This window comes from Cnuella takakiae (assembly GCF_001953305.1).
In the GTDB taxonomy this organism is placed as follows: Bacteria; Bacteroidota; Bacteroidia; order Chitinophagales; family Chitinophagaceae; genus Flavisolibacter; species Flavisolibacter takakiae.
In genome coordinates, this window is record NZ_MTFE01000010.1 from 5,285,838 (window position 1) to 5,298,915 (window position 13,078).

Below are 13,078 nucleotides of genomic sequence, written 5' to 3' on the forward strand. Positions count from 1 at the left end.
GCATTCAAAGTTTAAAGGGAGGCTTGAAGGCCGATGGTGATGTTTCGGGTATTGGGGTAAGCGGAGCCGTTGCCTGTATTCAGCTCCGGATCCCAAAGCTTGAATGAACTCCAATAAAACAGGTTCATACCCTGCGCATAGAACTTGGCATTGCGGAAGCCTGCTTTTTTCACCCATGTTGCAGGCAGGTTTACACCCAGGTCAACTGTTTTCAGCCGGATAAAATCAACATCCTTGATCCACCAGGTACTGGCCACAGAATTGTTCCTGTTTGGCCCGTTGCCGTAAGCTAAACGCGGATAAAACGCATTGGGATTGGGGTTGGCTTCTGTCCAGCGGTCCTGGGCAATGGTAAATAAATTGCTGCGCTCCGCACCGGTGCTGTTGCTAAACGGTATGATACCATCTCCGCTCAACTGGCGCTGGGCACCGCTGATTCCCTGGAAGAAGGCACCGAAATAAAATGATTTGTAGCTGAGGTTAAAACCGCCACCCCAAACCAGGTTGGGTACATCGCCGTTACCGATGCGCCGGATATCTAGGTTATCGATAAGACCATCAGCGTTGAGGTCTTTATACTTGATATCACCCGGTCTTGGCCTACCGCCTAAAGGTGATTGATCGGCATGGTTGTCGATTTCTCTTTGCGACTGGAACAACCCTTCTGCTACATATCCGTAATTGGACAGCACGTTGTAGCCCCTGCGCTCCATGTAAGCGTAAGGCTGTTTCGGTGCATCATTTTCAATCAATTTATCACGGTTGTAGGTAAACGTAGCACGCAGGTCCAGGTTAAAGGCGCCCAGTTTGAAAGTGCCGCCTTCGATGGTTCCGTCCACGCCTGCGTTGTCAATAACTCCTACGCTAGCAAACGGTACGTTGTTAAGGCCTACATAGGCAGGCAGGCTTCCGCGCTGAATCAGTACGTCTGTGCGGTGCTCCTTGAAGAAGTCGACGATTACAGACAGGCGGGAGTTGAATGTTTTAAACTCCACACCCAGGTTTTGTTTGTGCGATGTAGACCAGCCGATGGGATAGCCATAATCGGTAACCCGAACGCCGCCATAACCCCTGTTGACGTCGGCAGAGGTGTTGTTACCAAAGGTGAAGCCAGGTGCAGTGGTGCCATTGTCAGAAACCACCGTCAAAAAGCCAAAACGTCGTCCGCCGCTGGCAGAACCCACATTACCATCTGAGTACCGGAGTTTCAGGAATTGAATAGCACGCGAGAGTGGGTCAAAGAATTTTTCATTGGATACCACCCAGCCCAAACCCACAGAAGGGAAAAACCCGAAACGGTTTTCAGGGGCAAAGTTTTCCGAACCATTGTACCCGAAATTGCCTTCAACAAAATACTTTTCCCGCCATCCATAGGTAACACGACCAACATATCCCTGGAGGCGTGAAGGCAGCGAGGCAATCACGTCGCCCGCAGATGCATTGATGTTTTCGCGTTGGTTGTACAGCAGCAAACCGGTAACGCTGTGGTCTTTTCCAAAACGGCGGTTGTAGTTGATGGCTGCTTCAAAATAATTCTGCCTGTTGCCACCGTTGTTATTGCCGTAACCGAGGTTTTCGGTTCCGCTGGTGATAACAGGCAACAGTTTAACGGTGCCGTCAGGATTGTATGGTGTTACCGGGTCAATTCGCCAGGTGTTGCGTTGGCGGCTACGGATGATGCGCTGTACGTTGAAAATGTCATACGAATACAACCCATATACCGAAAGCCCTTTAGTGATCATATTCAAATCCTGCGTAACACGGAGGTTGGTGTACAACTGGTTGTTGAAGGTGTTCACAAAACCCATCTGCGTGAGCATCTCGTAAGGGCTTTTCTGTGCATTAGCCGTATTGATACCAGGCACCAGGTTGCCCGGGTACATGGTAGGATACAGGATGGGTGTTGTTTGCATCACCTGGCTGAACACCTGCTGGGGGCTTACGTTCGGGTCGGTATTGTTGTTGGAAAGTGCCGGAAGGTTCAGCTTCGATAAGTTGCCCTGGATGCCTAGTTCCACTTTGGTGGTCTTGGTCCAGTCCATATCCAGGTTGGTGGTTACGTTCAACCTGCGAAACCGGGTATCGCTGTCGTACGACTGCAAACCATCAGTTTTCAGCAGGCTCGTTTCATCATAATACGCAAACGACACATAATACCGAGCCGCTTCAGAGCCACCGCGAACGCTGAAGTTAGCGCGGCGGTTTACACCGTAATCGTTGAAGATGGCCTTCATCCAGTTTACGTTGGGATATAGATAAGGCTGGTCGCCTTTAGTGGTGGCATCAATGGCTGCCTGCGAATATTCGGGGGCCAGACCTGAAGCAACCTGTGCTTCATTGCGCAGGTTCATGTAGGTTGGTCCGTCCGTCAGTTCCGGCAATTTGGTAAATGCCGTAATACCCTGGTTGTAATTAAGGAGAATGGAGGGCTTGCCTAAACGGCCACGTTTGGTGGTGATCAGGATAACGCCGTTGGCGCCCGCTACCCCATAAACGGCCAGGGCGTTGGCGTCTTTCAAAATGGTGAAAGAGGCTATATCCTCAGGGTCAAAAGCGTTCAGGCCGCGGTTTTGCACACCATCTATCACAATCAGTGGACCGGAGGGGTTGTTGCCAAAAGTAGAGATGCCCCGAATCCAGAGGTCAGCGGCATTTTCACCCGGTAATCCCGAACGTTGTACGCCCACCACACCGGCAATACGGCCGGCCAGCGTAGCGCTCAAATTGGCAACAGGCTGCTTTAGTTCATCGATGGAAACACTCGACTGTGCCCCCACGATGCTGATTTTTTTTGCCTTACCAAAACCCACTACTACCACCTCCTGCATGTTTCCTTCTGCGGCATCCATTACCACATCCAGATTCAGCGCGTTAACGCCGATGGTTTGCGGTTTGTAGCCAACAGCGGTAAAGATCAAGCTGGCATTTTCGGGTATGGTGATAGCGAACTTTCCGGCAGAGTCGCTTCTTGTTATAAGCGCGGTGTTTCCGACTACCTGTACGGTCACGTCTGGCAGGGGCGCTCCTAAACGGTCGCGAACGGTACCGGAAATACGTACATCTGCCATGAAGTTTTTGGAGATTGGCGCTCCATTGTCAGTTAGGGTACTTGCAGCTTTTGCAGCAGGCGGGAATAAGGAAGCGCTAAGCATTGTGAAAAGCAAGCCGGACTGCAGCAGCCGCAGGCGCCTTGCGTCAACTTTGTACATAACAAATAAGGTTTGGTTTTGGGTTAAACGTTTTAGCACTTTGCTAAAACGTTTTAGTAAATTAAAGCTGTTTTAACTGTTGAGCCAAATAATATTTAATCATTTTGTAACATTTACTAGCAGAAGGGCAATAAACACCAGCGCTGGCGACAGTCGCCATCGCACCTTTTACGCAGCTGATTCAGGGAACGTAGCGTAGTAATGCCTGCTTGAGCAATGGTTCAAGCAGGCAGGTTTGCTGCCCAGTAAATTATCCTTCAACTTAACGCTCTATGTAAGTGCAGCCTGAAAAGGCTTGTTTTGGGGCCATTTCAACCTAGGGTGCTGTATAGGGCAGGATACATGGGATTAGCCCTGAAGTAGGTAAAAAAAAAAGGACTGCTTTTACAAGCAGTCCTTCACTCAATATTTTGTTCGTTAGCTACGTTGCGCCACAGCTACTGATGTTATGGGCAATTGGTCAATCCTCGGAGAGTGGCCGAAGTTGAGCGATCATGTTGGGCAGGAATGTCTCCTTGATAAGCCAGACAATGGAAGAATCGATGCCAAAGTAATTGTGCACGATTCTGTTGCGGAAGCCTCTGATTCTGTGCCAATCAATTTCAGAATAACTATCCTTGAACTCCTCTGGAAGCCGGTTGGCAGCCTCGCCAATAATCCCGAAGTTGCGGACTACTGCATCAATAGTCTTGCTGTCTTTCATAAAGTTCTCAAATGTGAGGCCTTCGGTTTAATTTAGGATTTTGGCAGCACTATCTAGAATGTCGCCTACCAGAAGCTTAGGTTCACGCCTAGACATAGAAAATCTCCCGCTCTATGATATCCAGGCCTGTCTTGTCCTTCATAAGGGTATGTTGGGATAGTGCTAGGCTGTCAACGACCTTAAAGGAAATAATATTACGATCGTCCGATGTACCAGCACCCTTTGGTTGGGTGTACGGTATAGCCATCATGGAATAGTTGTCAGAAGTTGGTTGCCAGGGATTAGAGTTATTGCCAGTATTTCCAAATAAGGCAAAGGTAAAATGTTATCTATCCGGCAGATAATAGCGTTGGTTTCAATAGGCAGGGTTTGAGTTAGGTTTGGGAAACCTGCCGCAAATACAACAGGTGATTTTGATCTGCTCAGGATTGTCTGAACCCTTTTAAAAAGCAGAACAGGGAGCTGCATGGTTTTTTGAACAAGCAAAATGGATAAGGTTCATAAGCTATAATCAGTTAAAAAACTGAAATAGCAAAGGTGGGCAATGCCCTGCCTGACGCTTTTGATGTTGTTCTTTGGTTTTACAAGGACGCCCCATGGTCCGTCCTTCCACTTACCGCAAATAAGAAAGGCGCATAGAAATGCGCCTCGTTTCTGTCTATCTAAATTGGTGTCATCTTTAGTTGGTTACTGTCTTCTTTTATCCAGGACCTTACAACTTATCTTACCCAAACCTCACCCTACCTGGATTTTCCTGAAGCAGTATGGCTAGCCGGAGTGGTCCTTTTTACACTAGGTACAAACCAAAATGTATCGCCTGCTTCAGAACCGAACACTTCACACACGTGCAGCATACGCAAGTCAGTATTAAAAACAGACAATCTCGTTGTATCAAACAATAGCAGCCCATCCACCCTCCTGCCTCCTACCTTTTACACCTGCTTTGTGATTCCACCTGCTCCACCTAGATTGATTGGGAATTCCCACTAATCTTCACCGCTCTTACAGGGAGTAATATTTTTACCTGAACAAAGTACCTGCCGGCAACACTTCAACCAGGGGCTGCAAATCCTTTCTGAAAGCATCCAAAATGATATGCTGCTTCACAGCCAAATTGGTAGCTTTTACTGTAGCAAAAATCAACCCTTTATGTTACTGCTATGTAAAGGAATGGTTACCCCTGTAATAACAATAAAGAACAAGAAGGTACATCCAAAAAGGAGCACTAACCTTACCGGCAGTTTCATCCACATTGGCTGCGGGCTGCATCACCTTTTACTATGATCCTTGTTCGGAAATGCATCTGTGGGCACCCATCAAAGTCAAGCCAGCTTTATACTGGACTGGTAAGTATTTCCAAAAGGATCTGTTGCAATCACCGTGACCTCTTTGGCACCCGCTGAAGGAGCCGCATAAAACAGGTGATCGGTGTGGGTAGGTTCTACAAACTTGTGCTTGGCTGGTAATTGAGGCCCGCCATACAATTCAAACGCCCAAGGGTCAAGCCCTATCCTTTGCTCCATTGAACCCTTTACTACTCCGTCCTCTGCCCATGCTACTTTCCAGTTCCTATCCCAGTTCCACACATTGGCTACCAACAGGTCGGGGTTCGCCTTGTCGCGTCCTTTGGCGTATACCCTTAGCTGCTCCTTGCGGTCGAGGCCCACGCCTTTGTAATACCATTTGATGTCGCTGCCCTCTACTTCGTATACCCCATAGCCACCGGGTGTACCATCGGAGCAGATAGGCCCCGTCCACCAGGCCCCACATACCGTACCATGCACATGTTCGGTGATATTACCTTCTGTCCAGGATTCGCTTACATGCGTATGCCCCGACATGATATGTGCTTTGAAAGGCGCCAGCAGGCGGTACAGCTGTTTGCGGTTCTGCACCGTGCCCCCCATCTCCTCTTCCTTTTGTTCGCGCCGGGCAGCACCTGTATTGGTTGGAATGTGCAGGTTTACTACTACCGTGCTACCGGGCTGCACCATCGCTAGGTCTTTTTCCAACCAGGCAAGCTGTTGTTCCGTGAGGTAACCAATATATTTTTTGGCTGTACCCACAAAAAACACGTCGTCCAGCACTACATAATGGATGGCGCCACGGTTGAACGAATAATAAGTAGGGCCAAATTCCTTTTTAAAGGTGCGTGCAGATGCTTCATCCGCACGGGCATCCAGATCCATGTCATGGTTGCCAATAACATTGAAGAAAGGAATCCCGGAAATCCGGATGGCCTCCCGGTAATCTTCGTATAACTCAAAATGATCCCAAACCAGGTCTCCGCAACCAATACCATGAAAGAGGGTTCCGGCTGGATAGGACGCTACCAGTGCTTTCAGATCCGGTGCCGACCTGGTTTTCAGTTCGGTGGCATCCTGCTCCGAAATCACCTGCGGATCGGCCCATACCACGAAGTTGTGCTTACGGTCGTCTGCCGCCAGCTTTTCCAGGGCAAAGTCAGCAGTGAAGGCACCATTTGCCGCGGCAATACGCTGGTAGAACCGAGCCACCCCCTTGTCATTAGGAAAAGCATAGCCACTGGGTACACTGATGTGCACAAATTCGGCGGTATCAGGTGAAACAAAACTGAAGTTGCCGGCTCTGTCCGTGCGTACCACATGGAGGCCATCGGTTACTACTACACCTTCCAGCCCCTTACCGGCACTGCTCACTTTTCCCTTTACCTGTACTAAGGAAGCATCGGCACTTGTCTTGTTGCCTGATGCCGCTTTTACAGCTGCTGCAGGAGCCACTGCGCCTGCACCTATAAGACCAAATGATTTAAGAAAGCTTCGTCTGTTGAACATAAATTTTGATTAGGTTAATTGGGTTGACTACGGAATAGCAAGAAGGCTGTAATACCTGCTACAATCTGGAAAAGGATCCTGTTTTTATACCGACACTTGAAACCGACCCCGCTAGCACCTGCACTTACAATGCCCCTGGCATCCTTCAATTTGCCACCCAGCCACTGCATGATCTTTTGAAGTACATCCACATATCCCTCAACCCCATCCAGGCATGAGCGCTGCGCAATGATTACCGGTAGCAAACTGGCATGCCACACCATATATCGGTTGTGGTTAGGGACGATAGTGCGGGGATTGATTTCCGGAATATAATCAAGTAACACTTTAGCGCAGCTCCACCTCGTGCCCATGTGCACATCGGGAATCACTATAAAATCGTTTGGCTGTCGGTTTAGCTTTTTCTTGCTTGCTGATACCCGATAAGCATTGGCTAAGGGTTCTGTAATCCATCATACGAATTACGAAACTGCACCAGCTGTATTACCAGGATATTAAGAAGCTGTTATGTCAATATGAAGAAAAGCCATTAGCTGAAATAGTGTTTTACTTACCCTTACTTCGATAAAGATGAGCGCATGAAGCTTTCTGCTCCATACCTTTCCCCATGTGGCCGCATGTTAGTGTTTCCGGCTTCGCTTATACAATGCGCAATTACCATACAACTCCACCCAGTGACCTTTCTTTTGTCCATCCGGTAAAGGTTCCAGGTAATAATGGTCAGAGTTAAGGTATACCTATAAGTAAGGCTGTGCTTCCTGATCCTTTATTATATAAATACTACCGGGCAGCTTTCTCAATTGCTGTGGGGGGTAACACAGAAGTACCGGAATAAACATAGAACCGGCCTCAATAGGGAAAATAAAATAAGCCCCTGTAAAAACAGGGGCCGCAACCAAAACTAAACTAAATGAGATCTGTAAACGGTGAATATAAAAGAGACTTCACTTAAAACATATAGCATTCACTGAGCAATCGGTTGAGCAGCATAAACCATGGATAAGAAAATCGTTGTGTTGGTAAAGAAGTATGTGTTGCCATGAATTAAGGTATCAAAATGCTTTCCCAATCAACCTGGTCCTTGTGTTTTGAACAAGAAGCTGGCAGCGCACCGGCCGGCAACAATTGCTCAGGATAAAATACCGAAAGCACCACCCACAACAAAGTCAATCTATAAGTAAAGCATCTGCATTAGCTATACACCGTCATCGTAAAACTGCCGCAACAGCTTCAAGCGTTTTCTTACCAGCTTATTGCGCATGGGCTCAAAGGAAGCCAGCTCGGTGTTGTTCTTTTTAACTATGATCCGGTAAGGCTGCTTTAGCTTTCGGGTCAAATGATAGATGGTGACCAGTTCGGCAATATCTTCCGACCATGCGGCCATGCTATAGAGGGAGGTGAAAGGTGTTTGCTGCAGGGCGCGGTATACTGCCGGTGCAGACACGATGGAAACACTCCGGTTACGCTGCCTTGCGTGGTCCAATAGCAAATCGGTATACATAGGCACAGGCTGGTTCCTCTTGCGCCAGGTGCCTTTTGTAAAAGGCGTAGGTTTCAGGAGCGTATCGCTGTTGTCCGGGTGCGTGGTCAGGTTCAGCACCGCATCAACTATATGGGTTGCTTCGTGTAAAAAAACATACTGGATGGCATTAAGGGTGCCGGCATCAGCAATAAGCTGCACCTCCTGGTCAGCAGCCTGGCTAAATGAGGTATATTCTTTTTTAGCAACCCATTCAGAAATGGTTTCCGAAAGCATGCCCGCCCGAAAAGTGATGTTGAACTGTTTAGCGGAGTCCCCACTTTCCAGTAAGGAAGTAAGTGCATTATTCGGCATGCTGTCCATAAAACTGATGCTGTGCAAATGCATTTGCAGGATGCGTTGATGCAAGGGCGGCAATATGGCGATGGCCTTTTCAACTGCTGCCTTTTCATCCGCATGCAACGGGTGATTGACTGGGTTCATTCCGGCATCCCGAAATAGGGAGAACACGCTTTCCGGAGCAGTTGACACGCGGCTGGAAAGGGGCTCCTTTCTTTTTTGTTCAGGCACCTGCGCACGGGTAAAAGTAGATAGCAGCAAGGCACAGATAAAACTGCCTAAAATGCGGGTGTTCATTATGGTTAGGGTTTCGTATTGAAATAAAACTATTGCTCCTAAAATGTCGCTGGCAAAAGTATGGCCGCAGGTCTCCACTTTCTCTTCCAAATTACAATTGGTACATGGGAATAATTCAGCCCTATGTGAATCTGTATGCCCTACTTGTGCGGCATCACCACGGCCTGGAACTTTGCCTTAAATAACAACAATGGAAACACCATTTTATAGCAACAATGAGCTGTCCGGAAAAATTGCACTGGTTACCGGTGGCACCCGGGGAGCCGGCAAAGCCATAGCAGACCGGTTGCAGCAGGCAGGTGCAAAGGTGGTCATCACGGCAAGGAATGCACCTGAAAACAAAAACACGGAACAGCACTTTATTGCGGCCGACCTGGGCAAGGCCGAAGGGACTGCTAAAGTGGTGCAGGAAGTTCTGGCGGCTTATGGCGGCCTGGATATCCTGATCAATAACCTTGGCGGATCCGACACAGCGGGTGGAGGCTTTGCAGTATTGACGGACGCCGACTGGGAAGCATCACTGCAAACAAACCTGCTGGCGCCGGCACGGCTGGACAAGGGGTTCTTGCCCCATATGATCAGCCGCGGCACCGGCGTGATCATTCATATCGCTTCCATACAGGCGAGGCTGCCATTGTTCGATTCCACGCTGCCTTATGCAGCAGCTAAGGCAGCATTGGTCAACTACAGTAAGAACCTGTCCAATGAAGTAACACCCAAAGGCGTACGGGTGTTAACGGTATCGCCCGGTTGGATCATGACCTCCGGTTCGGAAAAAATGATGCAACGCATTGCCGAAACTGGCAATACCACTACCGAGGAAGCTACCCGGAGTGTAATGCAGGCGCTGGGCGGTATACCCTTTGGCCGGCCGGCGCAACCCGCTGAAGTAGCCGAACTGATCGGCTTCCTTGTTTCGCCCAGGGCCAGCTACCTGACAGGTACCGAGTTTGTAATAGACGGTGGAACCATACCCACCACTTAATCACATAAAAAAACAGGAACATGAATTTACCCAATGTAGTTACCGGGCTGATCAAATCACAGGAACAATTTGACAGCGCAGCCTTTGCCAACTTTTTCGCAGCAGATGCCGTGGTGTTCGATGAAGGAAAAACCCACCAGGGAAGAATGGCCATTCAACAGTGGAATGCACAAACCAACCAGGAGTACCAAACAACCCTGCAGCCGATGGGTTATGCAGAAACGGAAGGGGGCGGCGTGCTCACCACCCAGGTGTCGGGCACATTTCCAGGCAGCCCGATTGTAGCGAAGTATCATTTGCAAATAGCGGATGACCTTATCCAATCATTGAAGATTGCCGTTTGACCTTTGCCCGCTTGATTTGGTTGAGCGTAAATAAAAAGGAAAATTCAAAAAGTGCAGCTGCTCCGGCGACAGCAATTTTTGATTTTTCCTTTTGCCTTTATAAAAACAATTGCTCCTATTGACACAGCCATTTTATCAAACAGCACAGGCGCACAAACAAACCCCAACCTGGTTGTAGCGTTGTGTGCAACAACCCGCAGGCATCGCTGCCGAGCATCCTGCTACATAATTCATTTCGTTACTCCTACGAACTTATACAGCAACTGCCGGTGAACTGAACCGGTTGGTTTTACCAATCACCCGTTGTAAAAAATCGCGGTTGTCATCGCCCCAATAACCCAGTGCGCCAATCAGGGGCAGCAGCGACTGGCCTTTTTCCGTAAGGCTGTATTCCACTTTCAGGGGCAACTGGTGATAAACCTTTTTGCTTACCAGTTCGTGTTCTTCCAATTGCGCCAGTTGCATATTCAGTACACGACGTGCAGCCTCTGGTATCTTCCGGGCCAGCTCGCTGGGTCGTTGCACCCCGTTGCCGATGTACCACAACAGGTGAAACTTCCATTTGCCATTCAGAACCTCCCGCAGCAGGTCCAGCCCACATTGGTCGTCGATGGCGATTTTCCGTTCATACATAAGCGTTTCTATATAAAGCAAATTTAAATACCACCGATGAAAAGTACCGCAGGGAATAATTATTCCCTAGCTGCCCTTGCCTTGCTGCAATAAAATATTCGTGCTTGCGCTCAGCCATAAAAAACCAGGCAGGGAAAAAAATGCAAGCATCATCTGCTTTCGTCCATTTACCCGCGGGCTTATTCAAACCAACTTTGTGTCATCAACAAACAAACCAAAATGATCACTAATAAACACAAAACAATGAAAACAGCTATTGCCACCCTCCTGCTTTTTGCAACCTTACTCTCCACGGGATCCGCTTCAGCGCAGGGGAAAAGAGTACCAGCGTCCGCGGGAAGGGCCAGCTTTGTCGAGGTAGAGCCAAACGTTCGCCTGCACGTAACGGACCTGGGGGCAGGACAGCCCATCGTACTGATACACGGATGGCCCCTGAGCAATGCCATGTACGAATACCAGTACCAGTACCTGGTGCGCCGGGGATTTCGCGTAATCGGTATTTCGCTGCGGGGTTTTGGCCAGTCCGACAAACCTTTTGGCCGCTATGATTTTGACGTGTTCTCAGATGATATCAAAACCGTACTGGAGAAACTGAATATCCATAACGCGGTGCTTGGCGGCTTTTCCATGGGTGGTGCTGTTGTGCTGCACTATGTTACCAAATACAACAGTGCCCATGTAAGCAAACTGGCCCTGTTTGGCGCCGCGGCTCCCTCCTGGAAGCAGCGTGAGGGCTACCCGTACGGCATCTCCGATGCAGATGCGGCAGGCTTGATCAAAACCACCATGACCGGGCGCCAGGACCTCATAGCAAGCTTTGGCGCCAGCTTTCCGGCCAGGGAAGGTGCCATCAGCAAAAACATGGAGAAATGGCTGGAAACGATCAACCTGGAAGCATCGCCCTACGCCGTTACGGAATCCATTACCGCCCTGCGCGACCTGGACCTGCGGCCCGCGCTGTCGAAGATCAAAATCCCGGTAGCAATCTTCCATGGCACCCAGGACAAACTCTGTGACTTTGCCTTTGCCGAACAACTCCACAAAGGCATCAGGAACTCCTATATCGTTAAGTTTGAAAACAGCGGGCATGCGCTGTTTATAGAAGAGATGGAGAAATTCAATACAGAACTGGAGAAGTTTGCAAAAGGATAGTGGGTAAGTCTAAAACATGCGGCGATCGAAAGGCGCTGCATGTTTTTTGGCTTACCCGGTAAAAAGCAAAACACTAATTTCCCGGTCGGCCGTTTTAAGATTGGTTATGACACAGCAAAAGCTTTTTGATGTAGGCCCTAAAAAAATAGGGCTCCTTCCGGTAGCGCAGGAAACGGCGCTGCTGATCAACTCAGAGAACTACAAATCCTTCATCAAGATTGTCTACCTGCCTGCAGGATATACGGTCAAGGTGGATTTCAAAACCTACCACACGCAAACCCCTTCCCTATTCTGTGTAAGCCCGAACCAATACCTGCAGGTAGAGCAGTTCGGCACCGAAACGGGTCATTTTATTTTTTACAACCGCGACTTTTACTGTATCCAGATACACGATGAAGAAGTGGCCTGCGACGGCCTGTTGTTCAACAACAGCAACAATATGCCGATGACCGCAGTGGCAGCAGCCGAAGCCAGCTTTATCAATTACCTGTTTGAACAGATTGAAGCAGAGTTTGCACTCACTGAATCATCACAGGAAGAAATGCTTCGCACTTACCTGAAGCAGCTCCTGATCAAGTCCACCAGGCTTTGGAAAAAGCAGCATTTTGATACCGGGATGATGCAGCAAAACAATGACCTGGAATTTTTCAGGCGGTTTACCCTATTGGTTGAAAAACACTACAAGGAAAAACATGGGGTTGCCGATTATGCCGACCTGCTGCTGATGGCTCCAAAAACATTGACCCATAAATTCAAGCGTTTACATCTTCCACAGCCAAACGAAGTAATCAAGAACCGGCTGATGCTGGAAGCCAAAAGGCTGCTGGTACACACATCCATGTCTGCAAAGGAAATAGCTTATGAGTTGGGTTATGAAGACCCTGCCTACTTCAGTCGCCAGTTCCAGGTAAAAACCGGTGAGCCCCCTTCCTCCTTTCGATCCAGGTACCTGTCCGCTCCATCGTGATGGTATTCAGGCATACGCCCCTGCCACACCTACTGAGCACATTTACCAGAGAAACATTTTTATGCATTTTCCAAAACCAAATGACCTCCTGATGGGCATACTGTCCGCCTTATATTCTTGTGTGCTCATTGGCTATGTTGCGCCACAAGCACACCT

General features: G+C 48.7%; 8 protein-coding genes and 1 pseudogene. 4 read left to right on the plus strand and 5 right to left on the minus strand.

Translation table 11 applies throughout. The annotated features are described in order from the left end of the window. Window positions 1-11: 11 nt before the first annotated feature. The 4 genes and pseudogenes from BUE76_RS22610 to BUE76_RS22635 all read right to left on the minus strand — a co-directional run bounded on the left by BUE76_RS22610 (window position 12) and on the right by BUE76_RS22635 (window position 8,841). Window positions 12-3,068: a SusC/RagA family TonB-linked outer membrane protein gene (locus BUE76_RS22610; RefSeq protein WP_083596454.1), complete on the minus strand. Its 3,057-nt coding sequence runs from the start codon at window positions 3,066-3,068 to the stop codon at window positions 12-14. Window positions 3,069-3,669: 601 nt separating this feature from the next. Next, window positions 3,670-3,924, minus strand: a pseudogene (locus BUE76_RS22615) (HepT-like ribonuclease domain-containing protein); the annotation flags it as partial. A gap of 1,310 nt (window positions 3,925-5,234) precedes the next feature. Continuing rightward, window positions 5,235-6,725, minus strand: coding sequence for a calcineurin-like phosphoesterase C-terminal domain-containing protein (locus tag BUE76_RS22625; protein ID WP_073041699.1), 1,491 nt, complete (start codon window positions 6,723-6,725; stop codon window positions 5,235-5,237). A 1,195-nt stretch (window positions 6,726-7,920) separates the two neighbouring features. Continuing rightward, the gene (locus tag BUE76_RS22635) at window positions 7,921-8,841 is read right to left on the minus strand and encodes a hypothetical protein (protein WP_073041695.1); all 921 of its coding nucleotides are present in this window, start codon (window positions 8,839-8,841) and stop codon (window positions 7,921-7,923) included. Window positions 8,842-9,031: 190 nt separating this feature from the next. Between BUE76_RS22635 and BUE76_RS22640 the strand changes: the two genes are divergently transcribed. Beyond that, window positions 9,032-9,826: an SDR family oxidoreductase gene (locus tag BUE76_RS22640; protein WP_073041693.1), complete on the plus strand. Its 795-nt coding sequence runs from the start codon at window positions 9,032-9,034 to the stop codon at window positions 9,824-9,826. 20 nt (window positions 9,827-9,846) lie between these two features. Then, the gene (locus BUE76_RS22645; protein WP_073041691.1) at window positions 9,847-10,170 is read left to right on the plus strand and encodes a hypothetical protein; all 324 of its coding nucleotides are present in this window, start codon (window positions 9,847-9,849) and stop codon (window positions 10,168-10,170) included. Window positions 10,171-10,422: 252 nt separating this feature from the next. On the opposite strand, the gene BUE76_RS22650 is transcribed toward BUE76_RS22645, so the two are convergent. Continuing rightward, complete coding sequence (locus tag BUE76_RS22650; RefSeq protein WP_073041688.1) at window positions 10,423-10,803, minus strand: winged helix-turn-helix transcriptional regulator; 381 nt, start codon at window positions 10,801-10,803, stop codon at window positions 10,423-10,425. A gap of 243 nt (window positions 10,804-11,046) precedes the next feature. On the opposite strand from BUE76_RS22650, the gene BUE76_RS22660 reads away from it, so the two are divergent. Beyond that, a complete protein-coding gene (locus BUE76_RS22660; RefSeq protein ID WP_073041684.1) occupies window positions 11,047-11,955 on the plus strand; it encodes an alpha/beta fold hydrolase in 909 nt (302 codons plus the stop codon). A 106-nt stretch (window positions 11,956-12,061) separates the two neighbouring features. Then, on the plus strand, window positions 12,062-12,922 hold the full coding sequence (locus BUE76_RS22665) for a helix-turn-helix domain-containing protein (RefSeq protein ID WP_073041682.1): 861 nt from the start codon (window positions 12,062-12,064) through the stop codon (window positions 12,920-12,922). The last annotated feature ends 156 nt before the right edge of the window (window positions 12,923-13,078 follow it).

Bases quoted from the DNA above. Each gene is read 5' to 3' on its own strand.
- BUE76_RS22665 (WP_073041682.1), top strand. From the start codon at position 12,062: ATGACACAGCAAAAGCTTTTTGATGTAGGCCCTAAAAAAATAGGGCTC.
- BUE76_RS22625 (WP_073041699.1), bottom strand. From the start codon at position 6,725: ATGTTCAACAGACGAAGCTTTCTTAAATCATTTGGTCTTATAGGTGCA.
- BUE76_RS22660 (WP_073041684.1), top strand. From the start codon at position 11,047: ATGAAAACAGCTATTGCCACCCTCCTGCTTTTTGCAACCTTACTCTCC.
- BUE76_RS22650 (WP_073041688.1), bottom strand. From the start codon at position 10,803: ATGTATGAACGGAAAATCGCCATCGACGACCAATGTGGGCTGGACCTG.
- BUE76_RS22635 (WP_073041695.1), bottom strand. From the start codon at position 8,841: ATGAACACCCGCATTTTAGGCAGTTTTATCTGTGCCTTGCTGCTATCT.
- BUE76_RS22640 (WP_073041693.1), top strand. From the start codon at position 9,032: ATGGAAACACCATTTTATAGCAACAATGAGCTGTCCGGAAAAATTGCA.
- BUE76_RS22610 (WP_083596454.1), bottom strand. From the start codon at position 3,068: ATGGCAGATGTACGTATTTCCGGTACCGTTCGCGACCGTTTAGGAGCG.
- BUE76_RS22645 (WP_073041691.1), top strand. From the start codon at position 9,847: ATGAATTTACCCAATGTAGTTACCGGGCTGATCAAATCACAGGAACAA.